This window comes from Laceyella sacchari (assembly GCF_024927925.1).
Classification (GTDB): Bacteria; Bacillota; Bacilli; order Thermoactinomycetales; family Thermoactinomycetaceae; genus Laceyella; species Laceyella sacchari.
Window position 1 is genome coordinate 3,038,467 of sequence record NZ_CP103866.1, and the last position, 24,866, is coordinate 3,063,332.

Genomic DNA, 24,866 nt, shown 5'->3' on the forward strand with positions numbered 1-24,866 from the left:
AGTATAACACTTTTTTTGAACATCAATTCAATGACAACGATCCATTTAAAAGCTTAGCCCGTATGTCATTCAACTCATCTACAGCATCAGCAGTTGTCCCACCAGTTTCTCTTACTTTTATCAAACGATTAGTGACATATTCAATATATGCGCCAGAGTGATTTCCTCGATGCAATGACTCGCTCCCAACATACTTTCCTTGTGGATGCTTACTGTCAACGTAAGGCAAAAACACTCCATTCGCTGCAGAGTTTTCGTTTATGCCGAATTCCCTCATCAGCTGTTGAGCTTCTCGCGCTCTCGGATCATTCCAAGGGATAATATGATGCGCGGCATTAGGATAAGGAGGAGTTTCGACACCTGCCTTCTTGAGCTCTTCACGCAATATAACGGATGCCTGTGTTCCTTCCTTATAATCCCCTGCTAACTGAGTACGGTTACTGACTAGGGTAGCATATCCCTGAGCTGAAGTTACTTTTGCTCCATTACTGCTTTTACTTCTTCCCCCACCACTTCCTCGATCCGCTTGTGCATAACAAACACTCAATAAAGTTCCCATTGCCAAGTTTAATCAACGCAAAATATCGCGGAGTCTGCTGGTAACCTAAACATTTTCCTGCATTTTGAACAACCGGCTTTATCTTAGCCACAACCGGGCCAGCATGTTTTTCAATTGCAGCCGTCGTTTTGTTAAGCAGCGGTTGCACAAGCGGATACGTACCTGAAGCAAAACCAACTAATGTAGCTCCAGCCAACCCTGAGAGAATAGCTCGTTTCCAATTCAGCTCTTTCCCTCTTAACCAGTCATCTACGCCACTGGTGATAGCCCCTTCTGTTGCCGCCATGGCACCCATTTTGCTAAAGAGTCCGCTGGCCATGCGTTGGACAAAAGCGGGAGCTTTACCAAGAATCTGCTTCCCACCACTGATAATAGGACCTAGAAAACGCGATCCTGTTATAGCGGCTCCAAGCCCTGGCGCAAACTTTGCCAAACCGGAAAAGAGCGCACTCGCTACTCCACCACCAATGGCTCCAGCCGCTCCACCAATAGCCGCTCCCAACAGCACCGTCTTGTCTACTTGGCCGCCATTAAGTAACGCTCCGAAGCCTAACGATAAGCCCCAGTTCGCCAACAGCATAAGCCCCAACGGCTCCAATCCTGGGATGAGTAAGAGCCCGACTCCAGCAATGATCACCCCAGCTGAAGCAACCACTTCTTTATTTTCCTTCACCCATTGCCATACGCTTTCTAAAGCGTTGGTAGTGTTATTCCATAAAGACTGGGTGACTTCCTCCAACTCGATGTTTTTTACATTTTCCCTTGTTTCCGATAATCCTTCTTTGAACTTGTTTTTTAATGCTTGATAACCAGATGCAAGATCGTTTATCCATTCTGGCTTTCTAAAAAAATCGTTTTTTCTTTCGTCAAGTGATTGTTCTTTAGGATCTTCATCCACTGAGACAACCATGTTTTGTCCTGTGATCACTTGCATGATCTTATCTTTCAGAGCTCCTTGCACCTCTGCAAAGGCCATCACTTGGTTTAACAATAAAGCCAGCGCAACACCACAGGCGATGACCACCACATATTCCATCGTTGGCGACCCTTTCCGACTCTGCAGAACTCTGGCCATTCTACTTAAGAACCTTTTCAATAGGCGTTCACCTTCCGGTTGATTTTTTTATTACAACCCTATTTTATGTCAACCGGAAATAGAAGGAAATATTTTAAGTTGAAAAGTAAAAAGCAAAGGATATTCCGTTGCCCAGCTTGTCGACAAAGTCTGTGATTGCAGACAGGTCGACAAGCTTTTTTTGTCGAATCCCATTAATAAGAAAATGAATAATGGGGGATTTTTTGTGTTATCCAAACATGGGAAAAGTGGTCGAAACCAGCTTGAAATCATAACATTAGATGATTTAGTGCCCGCGGACCATCTGGTCCGCAAGATTGAATCCAGTATTGATTTTGACTTTATCTATGATCTGGTTGAAGACTATTATTGCCTTGATAATGGACGCCCTAGTGTTGATCCAGTGGTCTTAATTAAAATGACGCTCATTCAGTATTTATTTGGCATTCGATCCATGAGGCAAACCATTAAAGAGATTGAAACCAATGTGGCATATCGTTGGTTTCTTGGTTATGGGCTCACAGAAAAAATCCCCCATTTTTCAACGTTCGGAAAGAATTATGTCCGCCGTTTTCAAGACACCGATCTTTTTGAAGTGATTTTTTATCGTATTTTACAAGAAGCAATCGATCATGGCTTTGTTAATCCAGAAGTCATCTTTATTGATTCAACACATGTAAAAGCCAATGCAAACAAAAAGAAATATGTAAAGAAGTTGGTTCGGGCGCAGACCCGAACCTATCAAGAGCAACTTCATGATGAGATCAATCAAGATTCGTTTGGCTAACGGAAAAAAGGCACTAGCTCCCAAGACTAATGTTGAAGTCAAAGAAGTTAAGAAAAACACAACTGACCCGGATAGCGGATACTTTGTAAAAAATGAACGCGAATCCGTTTTCGCTTATTCCTTTCATACTGGTTGTGATCGGAATGGCTTTGTCTTGGGAGCGATAGTAGAACCAAGTAATGTTCACGATAGCCAAGTCTTCTCATCTCTTTATGATCGGATCAAACTCACAGTTACTCAACCAACAGCGGTCGCTGTTGATGCTGGCTACAAAACTCCTTACATTAGCAAAATCTTGCTTGATGACGGAGTTCGTCCCGTTATGCCTTATACAAGACCTCAAACGAAAAAAGGTTTGTTTCGAAAACATGAATTTGTTTATGACGAGTATTATGACTGGTATATTTGCCCTGCTAATGAAACGTTGACTTACCGTACAACTAATCGTGAAGGCTACCGTCAGTACATATCTGATCCAAAAATCTGTAAAGATTGTCCATTCCTTTCTCAATGTACGAACAGCCGGAACCATACAAAACAGATTCAACGACATATTTGGTAAGCCTATTTAGATGAAGCTGAACATCTCCGGCACACGGAACAGAATAAAATAATTTATAAACAACGGAAAGAAACAATTGACAATTGAACGAGTATTTGCCGATATGAAAGAAAAGCATGGAATGCGTTGGACGACGCTTCGAGGGAAGCGTCGAGTTCAAATGCAAGCGATGCTACTTTTTGTTGCCATGAATTTAAAGAAGTTGGCCAATTGGCGATGGCGCAACCATCGCCTTACCCGATATTTTTATCGTCTAGCCAACAAACCCCTTCTGAACACCGTTTTCAGAAGGGGTTTGTCTACAGTCTGAGAGCCCAAGATCTTGGGCTCTTTTAGTACTTATGATATGGTTCGAATCTGTACCTCTTCATTACAAGTAAAAGGCTAAGGATATATTAGAAACATTTAGAGCAAATAAACCCGCGTCAAATTTCAGTAACGAGATGAAACCCCATACTAGATTATGATAATGCTTATCTAAACTAAGTACTTTATTCAATTACTTTTATTCTAACCATTTCTCACTTAGCAAATCATAAGCCGCCCCTGTATTGGGATAGTACAAGTAATAAGGAATTTTCGAAAGTTTCCCCCCTGCATCATTAAAACATTCTTGAAGAAAAGTAACTAAATAATCTTTAACAAAGTTATCAATTTCGTCAATCATATCATCATCTTCAAACACGGAGCAATCTAATTTTGAATCAGCTTGAAACAAAAAACCGTCTAGGGCGTGTCTGGTGAATCCATCATGATTTCCTGTTAGAATGTTCATAACAACAAAAGCAAGGAGACATCATGATGAGACGGCGTTATGAGATTACAGATGAGGCTTGGGAAAAGATCGAGCCTTTATTGCCTTCGAATGGGAAACGAGGCGGACAGTGGAAAGACCACCGAACCATTTTGAACGGAATCCTGTGGAAGTTTGGGACGGGATCTCCCTGGCGGGATCTGCCTGCACGTTATGGTTCTTGGAAAACTTGCTACTATCGTTTTACACGTTGGCAAAAGGATGGGACGTGGGATCGCTTGCTTAAGCATGTTCAGACTTACTCCCACGCCGTTTCCGATGTCGATTGGGTTGTTTTCGTTGACAGCACGATTGTCCGAGCTCATCAGCACGCCGCAGGCGCGCCGAAAAAAGGGGGACCCTCGCTTCCAGAATGAGGCACTCGGACGAAGCCGCGGAGGTCTGACGACCAAAATCCATCTTGCTTGTGACGGAAAAGGTCGACCGCTTGCTTTTACAATCACTCCCGGTCAACAGCATGACTGTACCCAATTACAAGCATTACTCGATTCCATTTCCGTTCCCTGTTTGGGAAAAGGAAGGCCTCGCAAGAGGCCGGATCATCTGATTGCCGATCGCGGCTACAGTTATCCGTCTTGTCGTCGATTTCTTCAAAAACGTGGGATTTCCCATACCATCCCCGAACGCAGAGATCAGGCGGAGCGTCGGGCCAAAAAGCCGGGGCGTCCTCTGACCTTCAACAAAGAACAATATTCACGCCGAAACGTGATTGAACGCTGTATTAACCGCCTGAAGCAATGGCGTGGCTTCGCCACTCGTTATGAAAAACGGGCGGTTTATTTTTGTGCCGCCATTACCTTGATTTCCTTGATCATGTGGCTCAATTAATCATTCACCAGACACGCCCTAGTCAGTCCTACCTTAACAACAAAAAAGCGATCAACACCAGTAAGTGAGTGTCCCAAAACGAACAAAATGTAATATATAATCAGGTTAAAGGATTTATCTAAATCAAAATCCAATATAAAAAATTACTATCAATCAGAGATCGTATGTAGCAAAGACATTGAGTTACTAAAACTGCAACCTCTATGTCTAATAGAATTCGAATTAATACTTGAAGACGAATGGTCATTATGCATAACTTAAAAAGGTGGTTACAAAAGTGACATATACAAAAGATGAGAATTTATACTCTATACAAAACCAAAGCCGTCTCACTTTTTATCGTAGACAATCTATCTTAAAGAGCATAAATAATCAAAACTCAGATACGAATTACTTTGTTAAAATAACCTATCCCAATTTTTTTGGAATTCCCTCGGTTACTGAACCATCTAAATTTCCTTCTATATTTATCAACTATGTCCCTGATAAAAAGTTGATCGAAAAAGAATCACTTAAGCAATATCTCCTCAGTTATCAAAGCTATGTAAATGTTCATCAAAACTGTATTGATATTATTCTTAAAGATCTAGTAAACACATATAACCCCAAATATATGGAAATATCCTTTTCCTCTTTCCATCATAAAAGGTTGTGTGTTAATCCATATGTGAATTACGGAAAACCAGAAACAAGATGGGAACAATTCGCTGAACTCAGGTTAACACATTTTGAATCCTTTTTGAGTAACTGAAACAATCTGATTACCAAACAACGATGTAATAAACAATCAAAACTAAGTAGGCTGTACTCATTATAGGTACAGCCTACTCATAAACAAATATTGCCTCATATTCTGCCAATGCTTCTTTTGTCTCATCACACTATAAAGTAGAAGATACTCTATTTTTGGTTGCATTTGTATCTTCTAATGTGTTAATAAATTTCCCTATAATCAAAGCACCTATCAGTTGCATAACACTTTTCACAATAACCTGCCCAGCTATAGCAAGTGGCACAGCATCCCATGGTACAAATCCTGTACCCAAAGGACTAATTCCTACAACCACAAACACAGTGCTATCTAGCAAACCACCCACTAAACCGCTATACATAACGCGATAGCTCATAGACGTTCGCAATCGACTATATATTTCTGTATCAGTTGTCTCTGAAAGAGCAAAGGATATAGCTGAAGCAAACACTACCCATAAAGTATCACCGAGCAGTAATGATGTAATAGCACTGAGAAAGAGCGCAGTTATAATAATATAATACGTTTTACGACGTCCTAACTGATTTTGCACCAAATCTCGCATAATAAAAGTAATACCAATTAAAAACGTCCCAATCGGCACAACAAAAATCCCCATGTTTAGAGGTCGTAACTTCGCTGTGAGTACATTTGCAACTAAAATGGCAAGTATATATAAGAGAACCCTCACATATACACACCTCCGTCTAACAATTAGATTTCATTTTTTGGTATCTTTTCAATTGCTCATAATAGGCAAACGTATTATGGAATCCCCGACGACGATTACGATTATTGCCCCGAAAAATAATTACTTCTACTCCTACTTCTTTACATATAGGACAATCGCATGCCTTCCACGGTTTATCTTCTAATACCTCCTTATACAGATCCCAGTGTCTATCTCTTCCTTCCCCGACCAGTTTATCGTATTCCATAATTACGTTTAGAGTAGTTTCCAAATCCAGACTTCCTTGATCATAAGCTCTTAAAGCATCTAATGCTTTTTGTTCCATAGCCTGCAGGTCTTCTAACGACATTCCAATTTGCTCCATCCTTTTTTGAATACGAATCCCTTTTGCTTCTGGAATGCGAATAGCAGCATAATGTTTACCTGAAACTGCATGATAATTATGCCCTGTTCCTAACCAAGCCCGACGTAGAGGAGAAGCTGAATCAAAAGAAGTAACCCCAAGCTTACTAAAAACATCCATGATTTCTGGACTTCTTGCTACACCAAACAAATGCACTCGATAAGAATCATCTGGGATGATTGGTGAAATTTCTTTCAAGATTTCAAAAATCTTTTCTGATTTATCTTTTGCCAATCCACCTAGTGCAATATGCTTATATCCCATAGAAATAACTTCTTCTACTGCACTACGAAAGGAAAAAGGATCCCAGCCTTGTACAACCCCCATCGGAATAAACTTGTATCCACGCTCTTTATGCTTCTCAATAAACTCTCTGGCATTTTTTAACGTGATTTCATACCGTCTGGCACGTTCCGATTCATCTTTCTCAATAGAACCAACGATTAAATGGTCAATCGAAACACCAATATCAAATCGGAATTGATCATAGTACTCTAGTATTTCGGCAGTGTTATAGGGTGGTTCCTCTTGGGAAAAATAACTAAAAGCACCGCAGTCACCCATAATCGGAATAGAAAGCGGAAGCCTTAAGAAATTATGCAACCCACCCATTTCTTTTATTAACTCACGCTTTCTCTTTGTAGCATCAATATTAACTTTAGAAATCAAAACCCCATCATATTGAGGAGACCCGTATAACTCATGAGCATAGACATCATTTAATAAAGGATTGCGATTGGGATCAGAATAGTCTCGGATGAAATCATAATCGCCATCTACACGATCATCATTTTCGGGCATAAAAAATCGGAACTGACCTGTGTAATTCTTTGCTATTAGATCTTGTGATACAAAAAAAGGAGGGACATACTTGTTGATAGGAAGTAAATCATTCTCTACTTTACTTTCTTCAAAAAACGAGAGTTGTTCTACCTGTTCACCATTTATAATAAAATCACGAATGCACATCGGATTTTTCAATATGTCATCCCAAGTATGTTCTGGAGTTTTAATCAGAGATTTCAACAAACGAGAGAATAGTTCTCCTTTTAACCAGACTAAACCAGCTTTAAAATAACTCGCTTCTTTACTTCCCATCGCAAGTGTATACATATTTTCTTGCACAAGTACTTTATTTTGACTTGCGTTGCCTACAAAAAAGATAAATTTCTGATGTTCCTTTATTCTAATGCTTTCCCAATCAATTGCTTTTAGATAAGAGTCACCTAGAAGAAAAAATACCAAGTCATATTTTGAAATGAAGTTTTGAAGTTGGTCATTCATTCTTTGATACTGAGACCACTCTTTAATTGCGGTGCCATTCATCGAATTAAAAGTAACATTGTACGGTACGATCTTATCATCTTCTTTTAGAAGGCCGTAACCAGCAGAAAGAATGGCTACATCAATATCATCTCGATGCTTTCTATATTCTTTAATCCCATGCATTAACGAAGTATGTTGTCTGCCTGTATACATCTCTCCGGCAGTTTCTTCATAAGCAGAAAGTTCTAGGCTTCTCTTATGTAAAAGAGATGCATCTCTAAAATCATTAATTGTTAATTGGTTTTCTGGGCTATGTTTTTTTTGTCCGGTACAAGACGTCACGACTAACGTTCGCATTGTTAGTAAATTCACCTCATCATCGATTTGCTAAAATTAGTTAAATATACACAAGGATACCCTTTTATTATTGTTCCTTCTATATTCTTTATCCTTTTAGTTCACACAATGGTGCATCTTTTAGAATAGCACAAACACAAGTATCTAGGTACATACAAACCTTTTTATCTTTTTGTAAATTGTTCCCTAATTAATCTTGATAATATATCTAATTACATAATCAATCTTGTAAATAACTAAAAATACTATCGTTGATTATAGTTACTCAAGTAATGTGTCAATTTACTGAATTTAGATAGATAGTAGAGGCAGGTGGCGAGTGATTAAGATATACTTTTTCCAGTAACACTATGAATAAAAGGTGAAACAATGGAATTTTATATCAGCTGGTCTCATAGCGACGCTAAATATTGCGATTATTACAAAGAATGTCCAATGCTTATTAGCGTTATTCCTGATAATAAACGCCCTTTACGTAAACTTAATACATTACCTAATAAGTTAATTATTGATTCTGGAGGTATTTTTTATAGGAATCAAAATAAAAAAACCACGGTTGAACAAATTTTCAACCTGCAGTTAGACGCTTTACAAGATGCTAACAACTCCATCGAAACAATTAAGCTAGTTCAATTAGATATACCTATGTTAGATAAAAGGAGTTTATCCGACAAATACCAAACAATGGAAAAAAACTTATATTTCGCTTGGGAGTATATGAACCTTTTTACCAAATCACGCTTACCAAGTAACATTCAACCTATGGCTGTTATCCAAGGTTTTGACGGACCTAGTGTACAACACAGTGTTCTTGAATTAAAAAAGATGGGTTATAAATACTTTGGAATTGGATCTCTTTTATCCAAGAATTCTAACGAGCAACTTTCTACAATTCAAACGGTTGTTCGTTTGGTTGAGGCCCAATACTTACATATATTTGGTGTTACAGGTATAAATCAAATTTATGAAATGTCATCTATGAATATTTCTTCTTTTGATTCGACTCGTCCAACTAAAGCAGCAGCATATTATTCTGTTTTTTATAGTAATCCATTCCGTACTTATATACTTGGCACTTCAAGAATAGCCAAATCTGGACCACGCCTTTTCGAACCACTTCCTTGCTCCTGTCCAGTTTGTAGCATTAATCCTTATGATATCTTCATTCCATCCCCGAGACATTATATGAAACTACGTTCAATTCATAACTACTATCATTTGAGAAATACGATACAAAATATAATAAGCCAAACAGAAAGGACAAATGATCATGTTGTTCCAAATGTGCTACGGCCCTGAAATCCCTTCTATATATGAAATGATTAAAGAAAATCCTCGGATAACCATAGATGAACTAAAAGAGATATTTCAATACACTACGGCTACAGATATTTCGTCATTAATTGAGAATACTATCTCTTTCCTGATGACAATTCAATTCATAGAAAAGAAAGAATCAGGTTATCTTGCTATTTGCGGTGACTGGGATGTAATTATGTTTTTAAAACGTTTAGTAGAAATAAGTAAAAATGAACCAACTAACTCACTCAATTATGTGTTCACCACTTTGTATTATGAGCTATTTATTAAGCCTAATAAATTATATATAGAAGATGTTCACTACAGTGTAAATAAACATTTCAATGAAATCATGGTTGGAAAAGAAAAAATAAATGCTTGGAAACGAATAATGGAGTTTTTCGGTCTAGGCTATCGAATGTACACTGGATTTTATGCACTCCCACATCTTTCTTTACTACAACAACTTGTGAAAAGATCAGGTTCTTTTAGCGGTTCTCTTTACCAATACTGTTTAGATAATATTCATCCAATTATCCCTTGCATACATCAAGGACAAATTTTCGATGGTTTACTAATGGGTCTCTCTTTTTTAAATAAAGAAGAAATTATCCATCTTGAAAGAAAGCAAGACCTTCCATATCCATCATTTGGATCAAAACAACAATGGAACTGGATTACTATTTGAAAGGTGGAGTGTGCCAGTGCTTCCCTGTCTCTCATCCAAATCACTAAAATTGTTAGTAGCTACGGCAGACGAACGTTATTCATTCTCTCCAGAATATTTTAGACAAACACATTACCCACAAGTTTTACATAAGTACTATCAACATCAACTTGTTCAGGAAATAACAGAAAAAGAATTATTTGATGAGTTACAAGAAGATACCGCCATAGGAAATAGAGTTTACACTATTCTAGGATCGACTGGGTCAGGCAAATCAGAACTCCTATGTTGGCTAAGAGATCAATGTATACAACAAAATGTTTATCGTCCAGTAATACGATTATCTAGAACAGAGCTTAATCCTCAGCTATTAATTACCCGTTGTTATGAAGCACTTCAAATATCCGAAGATAAGGCCATTGACGATAGTAAATGGCATATATTACTCCAAAAACCCATTACTATTATCAATCAAATTGTTTGGTCTACTTTAGCTGAATTTTTTGATTCTGATGAGGAGATCGTACCACTTGCTCTTTTATTACGGCCAATTATTGAACAAAATATTAAATCGTTTGCTCAACAAGTGAAAGAAAAGAATATTGTACAATCACTTGAGATCATTAGCGAAGAGCAATTGGATGAAATTAAACGTAGCACAGCTCTGCCAATATCTATTCCATACCAAAGTTTTCGCCATTCCTTACGAAAAAAGCTAGAGCAATTCTTGTTCTCCGGTCATGATATGATATCTATTCTTAAACAGTTATCTCATATAACTATGAAAAAAAACATCCGTCCACTTATTCTTATTGATGATCTTGTACAATCAATAAATATTTATGCTTCTGAACTCCTAGATTACTTTATCACCCTTGAAGAGGGTAACTGGGATGTAGTTATTGGTTTAACACCAGGAGCTTTACAGGATTCAGAAAAGGGAACTACTCTTATGAGTCGTATTCTAAATTTAGACACCATAGATGATCGCATCCAAAAACTTTGGTTAACAGATGAGAGTGGACAAGTATTTTACACATTAGGTCGAAATGATGCTGTGCCTTATTTAGAAAAATATTTAATAGAACTGAAATCGACACAAGGTTTTGTGTGCAACTCAAACTGTCCTCATGCAATTAATTGTAGTCGTTTTCTCGTAGGTGAACGTGCCCGTCTTTCACTTCTCCCTCTTAATGAACCTCTTATTGAGCGTATATATGATGGAGTTCCAAGTGGAAAAGGAAAGTTACGTTACACCATCCTGCACACACGTGAAATTATTAGATTTTTACTTCGCGGTACTTCTTGGGGTCTGTCTCGGGTAGAAGCTCTTATTGATCGAAACGTTTATGCAAATCATCCATATCCCTTGCTAAAAATTTTGGGAGAAATGTTTGCTGATCACGATACAGATCATGTGTTTTTACCAGAGGGTTGGGTAAAACATTGTAGTGACCAATCTACTTCTCTTACTCTTTCATTACAAACAGTAAAAAGAAATCATTCATCTCTACCTTTTCATTCTATGAAACACGAGGAAGAGGCAACCCCCCTTCTACACTTGCGTGATTGGATAGAGGGCAAAAAAGTTAATGAAGAACTAATTTATTCACTACGAGGAAGTATTGCCACCCTTATACATGACGCAATAAAAGCAATTCATATCAGCCGCCGGTTCACGCCTAGGCAATCTGCAGTTCTTCAACGAAGTGAAATTTCCAAAGGAATTCGCTATCCAGTCTCATTTTCTGCCGTAGAGAAGAAAAACGAAATCAAGGTACATCGTTCAGTAATACTATTAAAAATGTACGGATTCCAACAACAAAAAACATCACAGAGGAAAAAAATTTTTTCTGATCTATCTAATAGTTGGGATGTAGCAGAATGGATCTATCAAGGAGAAATGTTAAGTGACCAGTGGTTAACTGAATTAGAAAAATCACTTGGACTCCCTACAGATGAGTTTGCTTTTCAACTTCTTACTTGGATAAATTCATGGTTAGAAACATGTAAGTATTCTTCTGTACTTTCCCTACCTTCTATACCGATCTCCCAAGAGACTCAAAAATGGGTGGAAGAATTTTTCTTAGATTGGTTTGCGTTACGTGACAATATTATTGATGCGACAAAAATAAATAAAATGAAAGTAAATCCTGACTTCGAAACATTTTTTATTTCCCGGTTGTTTCCTAAAAGCCTAGAGCGATATCGACTTGTAAATGTATCACTCTATACATTTCTGACTGAATTACAACAAGCCTTTCAAGTATACCAATCCGATTTGAGAACTTGTCTTAAAAATAAGTGTGTTGAATACGAAACGATGACCCAATATATACAAAGTTACCATCCATCAATAAACACTCGAATTAAAACGGTATGTCAACAAATTAAGAAACAGCTAGTACCAAATCCAAATTTAATAAAAGAAGTAGCAAATTTAGAAACGCATTTGCTGTATCATGGTATATACGAAAGCTACAACAATTGGCTAAAACAAAAAGAAGCGAGTCAGCGGTTATTAAATTCTCTCATACATCCATTGCTCGCCGATCGGAGATGGACGGTAATCCCCAAATCTCTAGAACAGATGTTAGAATGCATCTCTATGGATTCACAACTTCCTCCATCAACTCGTGATCTACTATTTTCCATTATTAACAAAGGAGAATATATTATCTCACTTGAAAAAGAAAGTGATGCTTTGACAAGTTTATATAAACATTGTCCGCGTCTCATTCAATACTTACATCTTCAAATAAAGCTAAAGTCTTCGAATGATTAATTTATACAAAACAGTCCCCCTTCCGAAAACAGAAGGGGGTTCCACATTTTGAAAAGTTTAGATATATATCCTAAAATCTATTAATAGTTATTCTGCAAATAATCCTCAAATGCTTTAATAATTCCTGATGTTCCTGAACTTTTAGGATACACAGTTTTATTTAGATAGCGTTGAATTCCGTAAAAAAGAGCATGAGTTAAACAAGAGGTCACAACAATATTTATATCGGAACTTTTTGCATACACTTTTGCTTGATCCGTTAGAATCTCATCCGCACAAATTCGATACTTAATCTTTTCATTTCGCGGCTGTAAACGCTCAATAGCACGCTTAGCTGTTTGAGGACGCAAGGTAAAGATCGTCACTATAAGAGGATCTTGCTGACTAATCACATCTGTTTCTTCATCAGTTGACATTGTGTTAATTGCTTCCTCTATCATGCGAAGCAAGTACTCATCGCCACTAATGATCCGACCAAATTCCCACCATGATACTAAATCAGTATGAGAGATTGTCCTAATCCCTTCACCAATACTGGCTGTCCAATGTCCCCAAAGAGCACGTAGTTCATCATGACTTAATCCGTATTCCTCAAATAACTCTAAAGCTACCAAAACTTGAGATAGCAAAGCTTTGGTTGGATTGATATTAAACCAATACTTAGCAGAATTCCACAGATTATTAACCAGTGTAACTTCTAATAAGAGCATTCCCTCCATTAACTTTAAGAGAAGCTCTGTATTATTTCTATTCCTTTTGCTATGAATTTTCATCAACTCTACCGTATAATCATAAACATCCTGTGCTTGCGGATTAGGAAATTGATGATGCAATAAAAAATCTGAAACAAAGAAAGGAAGTGCTTTGTCCAATAAAATCTTCTTGGATGTTGTTAATTCCTCAATGGCTATACTTGTCAAGACCTCTGTGAGATCAGTAAGCATAGAAGGAGACCAATCAAAAGCACTGTTTAATTCATCAATTCTTTTTAGTCGCTCACCAAGTTTATCCTCTGATAATTCACCGGATAGAAAAGATTGAAACCAGTAATTCCATGTTTCATTTGTCGGTTGTTCTACCTGACTTTTCAAGCCTTCCTTCCATTGCTTTACAAGCAAGACCTGCGGCTTACTATCAGGATTTTGTTCTAATTCCACTTGCTCATCTTCGGATAATTGTTTGTACACTTCATAGGCTGATGAATATACTTGTTTGGCTTCTGTGACAACAGCTAATCTACATAATAACTCAGCTACTTTTGGAGTAGGAGAACATTCCTTTAATGAGTTATAGGCGTCATCATATCTTTTCTCTTTTATATAATAAAGTGCTAACTCTTCACCTTCCAATTCCGGATCTACTTTTATCTCTGCCTCGATAGAACCTATAGTGATCTGTGAGACAAAATACTGGAGTAGTTCTTTAGTAGTTAGATCATTTGTATTTTGCATCAAATTCTCTAACCTGTTCCTATCCCCATTCAAAAATGCCTCATGTGCAAAAATGCGTAAATAAATTTCCTCATCTAAACCAAGTGATGTATAAAGAAGATTGCCTAAACGAAAACGATGCTGCTGGAACTTTTGATGTGCTTCCTCATATCTCTCCTCGATTTCAGTAGGAGATAAGATTACATAATAGAAAGCAGATAGAAGAGAACATCGTATTTGTAACGGAATTGTCTCCATTGCAGCAATAAGTTCAAAGTACTTAGAATACCAGATTTTCTCCCATTTTCTTTGGTGTGTCCAAAACTGTATTTGTAAAAAAATGTAGTTCTCATCACTTACATAGTATCCTTGTCGAATCTCTTCTAGAGTACGTTCTGCTTCTATCCAATTTTCAAGAGCTAAGTATTGTTGGAATTCAGAGCGTAATGCAAATGCACTACGCTCAGTTTTTTCTAACTGATCCGCCGGTCTTCTTTCATCCAACTGCATCCATAAACTAAGCATCTTCCAGATATTATCTGCTTCTTGATTAACGGATTTTAAGAGAAAATATCCATCAGTAAATAAGTCTTTACCTAATTTGCCAATACGATATTCCGGATTGAAATGACGAAAACATATGCCATCAGTACAAAACACTTTAATAAAGCTATATATCTCTTTATAATCTCGGTGCAATTGGTGTCTATTTTTATTACAAATTAACCAATGTATCATTCCTCTTTTAGGAAAAGGAAATACAACCGTTTTATCTTCCATGAACCGATCAAGCATCATCATCATGTGTTCATCCATACTAAATGGCTTATGATCAACAATACGAATATCATAAGGATTATCCCCATTTACATCAAACAACTGGCTAATAAAATCCAGCTTTTTTGCATCATTCGTCATAAATTCAAGGACTCCTTCCAACGCTCACGTGCTGCAAGTAAGGCTGAATTTACCTCGGGCGCGAAGGTAGTAATACGAACGCTTTCTCTATTTACATGAATTCCTCTATAAGTAAAATTCATAGATCCGTGAAGATAAAACTTCTCTGAGACCAACACTTTATCATGATTATTCTCTAGCCTCTTAAATTGAACTCTTCCTTCAAGGCGATCAATAAAGAGACGAGTTTCTTTACGTTCAGGATTACAAATTACTCTCACATCCGAACCCTTGAATACCAATGCTTCTAGGATATCAGTTAGATAGATCGTCGCTCCCTTAGCAAAAGGGATAAGTGCTGTATATTGATTAAATCGATTATCCATAAGTGGATAATTACTTAAATAAGGAAAAATAAAGTATATCTCACTACTTGGTTGAATTAGCTCTGTAATAAACATCGAAATAAGATAATCTTGTAATGATTGACCTCCCCCTTGAGAGCGAATTACACGGCTACTCATATGACACCTCCCGGATTCGCAAATCGAACTGCCATGATAACCCATCCTGCCTTACCTTGTCTATATAAGGATAGTAGAGTTCATAATCATATTCGATTGGTTCATTTATAATTTCAAATAATTCTTTTTGTATCTCTTCTCTTTGGGCAGCATCCGTAATCAAGCGGACTGTTTGTCCATGATAAAGGGATTCACGCAATTGTTTTTTCCAATCTTCCTCTCTAAACTTCACGATCTTGTATGGTTGAGGTAAATAGTGACGTAACAAAATACGTGATGGCTTAACAAAACGTTGAAATGGACTATACAAAACCAAACATTCTGGACAAGAGTCTACGCAATCAGCAAATAGTAAAGACTCGACTAATAAAAAGCGCTGTCTTTCAGGCACATCATGGCCTGGGAAAGATTTTTGGAACAAAAATTCAATTTTGGTAGCTATTTTATCTTCTTTTCCTTCTCGATTAAAGCAAGCAACAGCAAATACATGACTATCGATTTTACATTGCAAACGTTTTTCTTCTTCATGCCAAAGTTGATGTAATTCTTGTCTTAGCAAATCGAGCTCACGGTTGCCTTTTCCTCGAAGGAAGTGTGTAGCAAAACTAATAATCAGTTCATGTTCTGGTACAATGCCAAATTGATCTAGTTTATGTTGCAAATCCATCAGCAGCTCTCGTTGTTGCTCAATTTTTGTTTCCCTGCGAATATTCTCTAACAATCCTGCGAAATGATCCGTTGTGATATGTGGCAACATGGCCCGTAAGGATGCGGTAACATGATGACGTACACAACGCTCTAAACTTTCTATAAAAAGCTCTTCAAACTGAGCTACTTTGTTTTTAAGCATGGACACTACTTTCGTTACGATTCCTATTCCACCTGATTCGCTTTCAGACAACCAGATATCAGTCCCACAAATATCGAGTACTAAATCACTGGTGTTAACTCCAGGTAATAACCCTTCAATCGCTTTCTGAATGCTTGCTCCTACAGTTGCAATAAGCGTTTCTTTCATCCAATAGATAAACTGTTCCTGTTTACGAAGATCAATAGTAAATATAGAAAGGTGTTTTATTAGTATTTCCATTAATGACTCGTCTTGAATAAAGCCTAACAATTCCTTATATACGCGATTTTCATCTTGCTCACGATCTCTACTATCTTCACTACCTTTGGCTTTCACTACAGTCGAATGAAAAATCACTTCTAATGTACGATGAGCAATCCGGATATAGTTTTTCTTAAACTCATCAATGGCTTCACAAAGAGCTACCTTTTTGCTTACTGCAATCGCAATGACTGAAGAAAGAATAATTTGGGACAACCACTGAATCTCAAACACATTGAGACGCCCAATAATCTTGGGATCTTGTTGTGTAATATAGAGATAATACTCTGGTTTAACAGACTTCTCTATCTCGTTCCATTCAGGTAAAGCAAATAGTTTCTGTGGTTCTATACTATGAAGTGAGAAGCAAATAGCATCTACAAACCGTTCAAAACCTATCGCAGCCGACTTTCCTTTATAGTGAAAAGGAATTACTTTTGTTTCTGTGTTTCTCCTCTTATATTTTACAGTAGCATGCGATACTGGAGCATACCGAACAACTCGAACATAGTTGTTCTCATCACTTGTAAAATAGGAAATTCCTTTTAATAACCCATAGAGATTGGACTGTCTTGGAAGCGATATATGATTTTGTTCGGAAGTACTGAATGGATTCAATTTTACTCGCCAATCCATGATTGCATAACTTTGATCTTTAATATGCTTAGGAATCTGTTCAAGTGAAAATAAATAGGGTTCACAAACGATTAGATTTGTATCCCCTTCTTCTACCTCTTCTAATACGCGAGAACGAACATTTTTTCCATCTAGATCTACCCCTTTAGGAGAAAGAATAGGAAGCCAATGAGCTTCGTAAGTTTTATAAGCATTTACATAACGCTTAGAAACATTACCAGGAGCAAATTCCGTCATCGCTTGTACAATGGGCAAGTGTTCTTTTTTTCCTCCAGGCACATGGATCTCTAGATCAGTCATATATAATGACTCGAATAAGGCTTTCGGAACATACCCACAAAGCGGAGTATTCTGCTCTTCCTCATTTGCTTTCTCAAACTGTGTTTGTAATAAATTGATTTGTGTTGGAAATAACTCCATATAAAGTGAACGTGGTGGTAGCCACAAGATTTGTTCTAGTTGCTCTACAGGAAGTTGAAGAGCTTGTGAAAGATAATCTTTAAACTCTAAATCATCACCCCGCAATATTTGTAGTAACAGATCTTGTATATATCTCTGATGCCTAATCTTTCCTCTTTTGGTCAACAAAATCCGTATATCCTGTTGCTCATCAAGTGATGATAATTTCCATGTTAACCAATCCATTAGCGCAAATGCTGCTTGAATACGCTGCACATATTGATTTTTTAAAGGAAGATATAAATGATTTAATGTAGGATTAAATAGATACTCTGGATAATCATACACAAATCGATCTCCTCCAAATGCTGAGGTAATTACTATAGTCCAAGGACGCATCCCTCGTTTACGCCCAGCACGTCCCTTACGTTGTAAAAATGATGCCATGTTACGCGGAGATTTATGTTGTAGCACCGCACCTACTTTACTATCGTTATATCCCACTTCTAATGCACTTGTTGCAATGACTAATTTAGCTTGTTCATTAACACCCTTATACTGAGAAGAAGCAATATCAACTTCTAACGGATGTATTAAACTATTGGCATCAATTTGTCTTGCAAACTCCCAAATTTGTCCAGCTACATGCTGTTTTGTTGCTGTGGGTAGCAAATTATTAGGAAGTTGACTATGATCACGAAACTGACTGAGTATGTTCCTTTTTTCAGCATCTAATTCAATGTGATACCAACGGTTGACTAGATCCAGTTTATCAGTAAAACCAAAGATTTTAGAACCAAATGCATCTCGAGAAACATTTCGATGCAAAGGATCTAGCATACGCCCCATGAGCATGGCAGTCTGCACGGTAGTCGATAATAATGAAGTGCTTGAAAAAGGATCTCCGCGAACAATTAAGTTATATTCTGCTCCCTCTACAACCATATCCTCCGGTTTAGGAGATATATAATGAATAGAATCTTGTGGTAACCCCGTAAGCTGAGAAAAAAATGGTAAAGGGTTAGAAAGGGTTGCTGATAAACCAACAAACTGTATTCCTCTTGATACTTTCTGTGTTAACTTGACCAAATGCCGCCAGCGGCGTAGAAGATAAGCGACATTTGCACCTGTGATACCATCATAAATATGTATCTCGTCTAATAGTAAAAATAGTGGAGGTTGAAATGCGTTAATTCCAAATACAGGCCATTCCTTTGTGTTAGTTATCTTACGGTTCAACATCTCAGTAGTGGTAAATAAAATATCTGGTGGTGCTTGTTTCATTCTCTTTCGAGTGAGAATGATATTTTCCGAATGAATGACACTTTCACATGCAGCCTCTATACAAACCAATCTCTCATATTTACCTGATCCTTCTTTTATCTCTCTTTGCACATCTTCCTCAGCCCAAACCATTGTTCCACCACAAGTAGGACAAGAAAAAAATGGGCAAATATAACCTTTCTCTACTTTTTTCCAACTACGGTCCTTATGATCCACTACATCTTGAGCATGATCAGGCGTCTCTCTATAATAACTACCAATGGTAATTGGGCGAATGCCTTTTTTCAGCGCATAATGATTTAATTTCAAAATTTCTTTTATCGCTTCTTTATATTGGTCCTTGAGAAGCTCAACACGAGGATAAATACCCAATATCTTCGTCCATGGTGTTTGACGGTTGCGAATTGCATCCAGCACTTTAACAAAAGCTGGGAGATAAAATGCTTTTGTTTTCCCAGACCCTGTTCCAGCGCCAACTACTACCCCAACATCTACTTTTGTTCGGTATCCAAGCAGGCGTTGTAGTGAATCAACTTGAAACCTAGCTAGTTGAATGTTTCCATTTTCAAGCAAAGTATATAAGATATCTTTCCTAAAGTTTGCATCACCAGATATATGTTTTAACTGGTTCATCACTTGTGAGAACTTTTGATCACGTTTAGGATACTCCCTATATTCAACAAAGGGTTTAATATTGCTTACAAGATTAGGCGCTTCTTGCCAGTCCTCAAATTTAAATCTCTGTTTCAATAAATAAAGCAAGCGAACTGTTTCGGCATATCGACTCCGAAATCCATCGTTTAACGGTAATAATAGTTTTCTATCAATTAGATTTTGCAGTAAAATACTAGCCTCTTTTTCATCCAATTCATTTTGTTTAACCAAGTCTTCCAATAGACGAGTAGGAGGTTGGCGGAGCATGCGAATAATCTCTTGCTCCGCATCTACATTTCCCCCAATCATTCCCCATTCCAATAGTTGATTCTCTTTTTTTTCTATTTGTGTCAGCATTTCTTCTGCCACAATATCAATAACATCTCTTTTCATCTCTTACTCCTTACTTGATTTTGATCATGAGATTAGATGATAATTGGTGAACTCTTAACCAATTTAGAACCTCATCATTTAAATCATCCAAAGTCGCTTCGTTATTGCTCACCTTTTCTAAGAAAGCATGAATGGTCTCATTTGTTTTCCACTCTGATAGCTTCTGTTTTCCCTGTTTCAATTTATTCTCATATTGCTCCAGCTTTGCCGATGTAAGTGGCCATATCTTGGTCGAACGCTGAAAATAAACAATTAAATGAGAGAGTGATTCATCATCAGGAGCTACTTTTTGTAACAAAAGTAAAACATTTAAAATCCCCTCATTTTGTTTTCTTACATAATTTGCCCATTGTTTTTTCCCTTCATCTTCAATTTCTTGCAATTCCCTGATAATCCGCTCGATTTTCTCCTTGCCTGGTTGTTTCTCCATGACCTCTAGCAGTTGTTCTACCTTGTGTAGGACAGATGAAACTGAAATATTGAAGGAAGGAAATCCTTCCTTTTTTTTGAGTAAGTAAATACTTTGTAGAGCAGCTATTTTATTGGGGATTTCTTTTTTAACAATTGAAGAAAATTGCAGCTGATCCTTTATTTTTTTCTCATTTTTCTTTACTTCTACCACATCTTGAATAAGTCGAATGGACAAATCCATTTTTTCAATTAACATGTTACACCTCCTCCAATTTATTTAATTCTATTTTTAACTTCTCCAGATGATTTCGTGCTTCTTGCCAATCCTGTTCATTTTCAAAACTTGATGGCGCGTTTTGTACACGAGCACTATATTTATTTTTGATACCATCTAGAAGTCGATTAAACTTTTTTAGAGTCTCTAAATACTTGTCAACTTCCTTCACCGGATTGGAAGATAGCACCAACAATTGCTCTGTTCTTGTTTTCCCTTGTTTTAGACGTTCTGCTTGAGTAATAAATGTCACCAAATGATGGGTAAAAAATGGATCCTGTACAATATTTTGTTGCAAGTCTTGATCGAATGGTTCTTTCTTATCAACAAAAAATTTAAGCGTTTTTATCATTTGTAGATGTAAACTTTGCATTTCAGTTTCGGTAGATACATCACCTAAAATCTGTCTTATTTCTTCACGAGTATCTTCAACCCGCTTCTTTTCCTCTTCAAAAGCATTCTGAAGGCGACTTTTAATTAGATATAGCAAATTAATAGAACGGTACCAAGCAAGCGGACTTTCTTTTTTCTTGGGCAAAGCTAGTTTTTCGATATCAAAATCACTTTGAATCAACTGCTTAATTACTTGTAGGATTTGCCCAGAGTCTAGTATAAATTTGTCTGTACTTCTACGCTCTTTTACACTTCCTTGTGTTCTATTAAAGAAACGAAGAAATCCTTCCTCTGTATGTTTTACAGTCATATCATTCTGTTTTAGTAAACTTTGTAGGTTGCCCCACGCTGAAGCACGATCTGATTCCATTGTTATCTCTTTTGGTTGTAATAGTAGTAATTCATATAACGAACGAGGTTCTATTTGAATATCAGATGTAAAGTGCCCACTCAACACGCGAAGATAAAATTCCGCTGCCACTGCCCATTCATCTGCGCGCCAGTTAGATACACTAATCTCAGATGGTTTCTGTACATATTCAATTATCTTTTTTTTCTCCAGCTCGATCCAAGTAAATAGAGCTAAAGCATACTGTGGAGCATCTTTAAAATCCCAGCTATTCTTACCTAAAATCTTCCATGCCATTATGGCTTCTAAGGCATAACGAAGTTTCGGACTACGATAAAAGGTAAGAGTATGAATTTTCGTTTTGGTTGAAATCGCTTGCCCTTCAATCTCTACTCTGTTTTTTGTTAACACTTCATCAACAATATGAACTGGAACACCTTCTGCTTCCCAAGATATAGTATCCCTTATTACATCGATAAGCCTTTCCCGATAAACATCATTTACTAACGGTTGGCCATCCATCCAATCTAGCAACTCTTCTCTTATTTGTTTAAACTCCTGTTGCCTTTTGCTTACTTCATCTGGAACAGAAGGAGAAGTATTGTTATTTAAAGAAGGTTGGTTTTTTCCTTCTTTAGGTGTAGGTATAGAATTCTCTGGATTCGCTTTCGTATTATTCGCATGATTAGCGGTTATGGTTTTATCTTTACTTATCATTTCTTGTAATGGTGTCAAACCGAAAGACACAAATACTTGATCCTCTAACCCACCAATCCACTGCTTCCCTTCCTTTATAATTGACTCAAGTGTTTGATTGCCCCAAATGCATAATAAACTTTGATACTTTTCAGCTTGAGATCCTGTTAGTCGATTCAATGTCCCTTCATCTGAGATATTATCCATTATCGGCACATTTAACTTTCTACGGCGAAACTCGCTTATTGCAGGAGGAAAGCTAGATGGATCTTGTAGAAAACGCATCATATATGGTATTAATACCTGATTCAAAAACTCACGAGGAGTTCGTACGCCATGCATCATAAACAATTGATAAATAGCCTTCTCGTTAAATGGAAATAATGGTAGGACATAGCCTTCCTCAGTCTGACAAGACGCCCAAGATAAATGCTCATTATACAAACGAGCCGTTGGTATCTCATTAACATCTGCACCTCTTGCATTCCACAGCTCAATTTCCTTTTCATCCAAATAAATGGTGTTTATATAACGGGCTGCCAACTCAACTACGTCGTCCTCTGTTCCCAATGCTGATTGATCCATTTTAAGTTCATACGAAATGCGATTCTTCAAGTTATCTGGAAAAGATGAATGGAAATAACTATTAGTAATTCCAATAATAGAAACAATCCGGCATAATTCATTGTTCACTTCCGTTCCTTCATGCTCAGCTATCAATGCTTCAACTAAAGCTTTGTCTATCCCAGTAAATGCCGTAATATCTTCGATAAACAATGTCAAGTTTTTACCTTGTTTTTTTAACTCCTTACGTAATGTCATCAATACATCTTTTAAATCCGTCCCACGTAGTTGTGTACAACGTTGAACAACAATATCTAAAAATTGATTTAGATAATTAGCATATGTTTCTCTCTTCTGTAAAACTTCGTGTACTTCTTGCGAATTTCTTGAAGATGGTTCCATAATATCTTCAACAAAATGCTGCACTTTTCTACTTGCTTCCGACTCTCGGATCGCTTTGGCTTGTTCCACCGTTACATAAAAATCCTCAGGCAAAAATCGTGGTGTTACTTCAGTCATCACTTCATTTGTAGCTTCTGAAGCTAACTTTTTATAAATGCGATCGATCGGACCATCTTCTCTCATTAATAACGTTTGGGTTTCAATGCTGACCAGAAAATCGTATAATCGTCTCTTTTCTGTTTTCTTTAGTTTCACTTGTAAAGAAGTTTCTTCATTATCCTCTTTAACAGCAATAGCAAACTGATGCAAAATATTATTCTTTAAATTTTCTTTTCCTAAATGCTCATTGGCTTCAATTAAGGATTGTAATTTCTCTGCCATCTGGTGGTCTTGTAAAACTTCTGCATGAATAATCTGTTCTAATGTAGCTCGAAGCGTACTTTGAGCGCGAGCAATAAAAATAATAGCATCTTCTTCGGGAGATACATTTTTTAAATACATCTCCTTGAGCCAACGTATAAAATGGGATTTTCCAGAGCCATTATCTCCGCTAACTACAATAAACTTATGGCGTTCTCTCTCTTGGAGTAAATAGTTTTGCAAAAACTCGTTCTCATTAACTACTACTTTTTCATCTGCTGACATATATGGAGTCACTAATTCAATCTTACGAAATGGTTTATGAGTAAGAAGAAAATATTCCGATTTCACGTTCGTGGCGTCGAAATGATACACATCACGTAATCTCTGAAGTCGATTTGATCGATTCATATCTTAGCCTCCAATTCTTAATTCAATTTGAGAAACCTGATTCGGAATCTCATGCATCTGGTTAAGTGTCAAATGCCATACATCCGTTGCATCAGCTATATAGTGAAGATAAATTCTCCCTAAGCTATGTAACGTACGTAATCCCGATGAAAGAGCATAAGAAAGTTGCTGCTCTTGGAAACGACGATTAAATTCTATGTTTACATTTCCTCCATCTAGTTCGGGTGCTTCATTAGCTAACCAATTGATAAATTGCCGAAAAGGGATAGGTTGATGAAGAGGAAGAATGGTTTGGTTCTTTAACAGAGTCAGAATACGATTAGCTGCATTAGGCACAAATACACCTCCGTACTGGTATCCAAGTCCTAAAAATACAGCCCATTGCTTCCATGCAGTAATATTCGTTGTGTTATATTCTAAATTCCCGTCAAGTGTAACTTCGTGGAAAAATTGCCTTGCAAGATCTCCATTCTTCATCGTTAATACTTCTTCTCCTCTGTTTAGAAACCAGCAAGTAAATTGAGTAAAGATATAATTCGTTGAAGAAAACACTCGCTTAGCAATTTCTGTTTTAAAAGCTTCTAGATCACCAAGTTGCTCATCTTGTAATTTTGAACGATATTGATTGGTTTGCGGGTCAAGCTCAATTAAGTCTCCTCGCTTAGCCAGTTTTAACACTTCTGTAAACTGATCCTGTTTTTGATTAAGGGTAGAAGGTTGAACCATTTCCTTCAGCTCGTTATGTGATAAAGGCATCTGATGTACTAGACGACAAAGGGCATAAAGTCTCTCTGGTGTCTGCATTGCTTTTAAACTATTATCAAACGGCATTTT

General features: G+C 37.1%; 16 protein-coding genes and 1 pseudogene. 6 read left to right on the plus strand and 11 right to left on the minus strand.

The window, feature by feature from the left end:
- Window positions 1–22 precede the first annotated feature (22 nt).
- Together NYR52_RS14900 and NYR52_RS14905 are read right to left on the minus strand one after the other, a co-directional pair.
- The gene (locus tag NYR52_RS14900) at window positions 23–547 is read right to left on the minus strand and encodes an AHH domain-containing protein (RefSeq protein ID WP_259435949.1); all 525 of its coding nucleotides are present in this window, start codon (window positions 545–547) and stop codon (window positions 23–25) included.
- A complete protein-coding gene (locus NYR52_RS14905) occupies window positions 495–1,595 on the minus strand; it encodes a hypothetical protein (protein WP_259435950.1) in 1,101 nt (366 codons plus the stop codon). Before NYR52_RS14905 ends, NYR52_RS14900 begins: the two co-directional genes overlap by 53 nt.
- 265 nt (window positions 1,596–1,860) lie before the next feature.
- Here NYR52_RS14905 and NYR52_RS14910 point away from each other — a divergent pair.
- Window positions 1,861–3,293 (plus strand): annotated as a pseudogene (locus NYR52_RS14910) (IS1182 family transposase).
- Window positions 3,294–3,488: 195 nt separating this feature from the next.
- On the opposite strand, the gene NYR52_RS14915 reads toward NYR52_RS14910, so the two are convergent.
- Window positions 3,489–3,758, minus strand: a complete 270-nt coding sequence (locus NYR52_RS14915; RefSeq protein ID WP_259435951.1) for a hypothetical protein — start codon at window positions 3,756–3,758, stop codon at window positions 3,489–3,491.
- A 26-nt stretch (window positions 3,759–3,784) separates the two neighbouring features.
- Here NYR52_RS14915 and NYR52_RS14920 point away from each other — a divergent pair.
- Both NYR52_RS14920 and NYR52_RS16800 read left to right on the plus strand, forming a co-directional pair.
- Window positions 3,785–4,625, plus strand: a protein-coding gene (locus NYR52_RS14920; protein WP_375163146.1) for an IS5 family transposase whose coding sequence is annotated in 2 segments (ribosomal slippage) — window positions 3,785–4,120 and window positions 4,122–4,625 — 840 coding nt in all. Because the reading frame shifts where the segments join, the coding sequence is not laid out codon by codon here.
- A gap of 277 nt (window positions 4,626–4,902) precedes the next feature.
- Entirely contained in the window at window positions 4,903–5,376 is a 474-nt protein-coding gene (locus tag NYR52_RS16800; protein WP_375163160.1) for a tunnelling fold family protein, read from the plus strand.
- A 130-nt stretch (window positions 5,377–5,506) separates the two neighbouring features.
- Here the strand turns inward: NYR52_RS16800 and NYR52_RS14925 are convergent, their stop codons facing one another.
- Together NYR52_RS14925 and dpdA are read right to left on the minus strand one after the other, a co-directional pair.
- A complete protein-coding gene (locus tag NYR52_RS14925) occupies window positions 5,507–6,067 on the minus strand; it encodes a VUT family protein (RefSeq protein WP_259435952.1) in 561 nt (186 codons plus the stop codon).
- Between the two features lie 16 nt (window positions 6,068–6,083).
- Window positions 6,084–8,093 carry a tRNA-guanine transglycosylase DpdA gene (gene dpdA / locus NYR52_RS14930; protein ID WP_259435953.1) on the minus strand — a complete coding sequence of 670 codons (2,010 nt, stop codon included), beginning with the start codon at window positions 8,091–8,093 and terminating at the stop codon, window positions 6,084–6,086.
- A 369-nt stretch (window positions 8,094–8,462) separates the two neighbouring features.
- Here dpdA and NYR52_RS14935 point away from each other — a divergent pair, with 369 nt between their 5' ends.
- From NYR52_RS14935 to NYR52_RS14945, 3 genes are read left to right on the plus strand one after another with little or no spacing between them, the layout of a single operon-like run.
- Complete coding sequence (locus NYR52_RS14935) at window positions 8,463–9,392, plus strand: tRNA guanosine transglycosylase family protein (RefSeq protein WP_259435954.1); 930 nt, start codon at window positions 8,463–8,465, stop codon at window positions 9,390–9,392.
- The gene (locus NYR52_RS14940; RefSeq protein WP_259435955.1) at window positions 9,364–10,080 is read left to right on the plus strand and encodes a hypothetical protein; all 717 of its coding nucleotides are present in this window, start codon (window positions 9,364–9,366) and stop codon (window positions 10,078–10,080) included. Before NYR52_RS14935 ends, NYR52_RS14940 begins: the two co-directional genes overlap by 29 nt.
- Window positions 10,010–12,844 carry a hypothetical protein gene (locus NYR52_RS14945; RefSeq protein WP_259435956.1) on the plus strand — a complete coding sequence of 945 codons (2,835 nt, stop codon included), beginning with the start codon at window positions 10,010–10,012 and terminating at the stop codon, window positions 12,842–12,844. Before NYR52_RS14940 ends, NYR52_RS14945 begins: the two co-directional genes overlap by 71 nt.
- 80 nt (window positions 12,845–12,924) lie before the next feature.
- On the opposite strand, the gene NYR52_RS14950 is transcribed toward NYR52_RS14945, so the two are convergent.
- From NYR52_RS14950 to NYR52_RS14975, 6 genes are read right to left on the minus strand one after another with little or no spacing between them, the layout of a single operon-like run.
- Window positions 12,925–15,192, minus strand: coding sequence for a hypothetical protein (locus NYR52_RS14950; protein ID WP_259435957.1), 2,268 nt, complete (start codon window positions 15,190–15,192; stop codon window positions 12,925–12,927).
- A complete protein-coding gene (gene dpdK, locus NYR52_RS14955) occupies window positions 15,189–15,695 on the minus strand; it encodes a phospholipase D-like domain-containing protein DpdK (RefSeq protein ID WP_259435958.1) in 507 nt (168 codons plus the stop codon). Before dpdK ends, NYR52_RS14950 begins: the two co-directional genes overlap by 4 nt.
- Window positions 15,688–20,172, minus strand: a complete 4,485-nt coding sequence (gene dpdJ / locus NYR52_RS14960; protein ID WP_259435959.1) for a protein DpdJ — start codon at window positions 20,170–20,172, stop codon at window positions 15,688–15,690. Before dpdJ ends, dpdK begins: the two co-directional genes overlap by 8 nt.
- Window positions 20,173–20,182: 10 nt before the next feature.
- Window positions 20,183–20,839 carry a hypothetical protein gene (locus NYR52_RS14965; RefSeq protein ID WP_259435960.1) on the minus strand — a complete coding sequence of 219 codons (657 nt, stop codon included), beginning with the start codon at window positions 20,837–20,839 and terminating at the stop codon, window positions 20,183–20,185.
- A 1-nt stretch (window position 20,840) separates the two neighbouring features.
- Window positions 20,841–24,032 (minus strand): hypothetical protein, encoded by a 3,192-nt coding sequence (locus tag NYR52_RS14970; protein WP_259435961.1) that lies wholly within the window; start codon window positions 24,030–24,032, stop codon window positions 20,841–20,843.
- Window positions 24,033–24,035: 3 nt separating this feature from the next.
- Complete coding sequence (locus NYR52_RS14975; protein WP_259435962.1) at window positions 24,036–24,863, minus strand: hypothetical protein; 828 nt, start codon at window positions 24,861–24,863, stop codon at window positions 24,036–24,038.
- Between the last annotated feature and the right edge of the window lie 3 nt (window positions 24,864–24,866).

Bases quoted from the DNA above. Each gene is read 5' to 3' on its own strand.
- NYR52_RS14905 (WP_259435950.1), bottom strand. From the start codon at position 1,595: ATGGAATATGTGGTGGTCATCGCCTGTGGTGTTGCGCTGGCTTTATTG.
- NYR52_RS14915 (WP_259435951.1), bottom strand. From the start codon at position 3,758: ATGAACATTCTAACAGGAAATCATGATGGATTCACCAGACACGCCCTA.
- dpdA (WP_259435953.1), bottom strand. From the start codon at position 8,093: ATGCGAACGTTAGTCGTGACGTCTTGTACCGGACAAAAAAAACATAGC.
- NYR52_RS14935 (WP_259435954.1), top strand. From the start codon at position 8,463: ATGGAATTTTATATCAGCTGGTCTCATAGCGACGCTAAATATTGCGAT.
- NYR52_RS14940 (WP_259435955.1), top strand. From the start codon at position 9,364: ATGTTGTTCCAAATGTGCTACGGCCCTGAAATCCCTTCTATATATGAA.
- NYR52_RS14950 (WP_259435957.1), bottom strand. From the start codon at position 15,192: ATGACGAATGATGCAAAAAAGCTGGATTTTATTAGCCAGTTGTTTGAT.
- dpdK (WP_259435958.1), bottom strand. From the start codon at position 15,695: ATGAGTAGCCGTGTAATTCGCTCTCAAGGGGGAGGTCAATCATTACAA.
- dpdJ (WP_259435959.1), bottom strand. From the start codon at position 20,172: ATGAAAAGAGATGTTATTGATATTGTGGCAGAAGAAATGCTGACACAA.
- NYR52_RS14965 (WP_259435960.1), bottom strand. From the start codon at position 20,839: ATGTTAATTGAAAAAATGGATTTGTCCATTCGACTTATTCAAGATGTG.
- NYR52_RS14970 (WP_259435961.1), bottom strand. From the start codon at position 24,032: ATGAATCGATCAAATCGACTTCAGAGATTACGTGATGTGTATCATTTC.
- NYR52_RS14975 (WP_259435962.1), bottom strand. From the start codon at position 24,863: ATGCCGTTTGATAATAGTTTAAAAGCAATGCAGACACCAGAGAGACTT.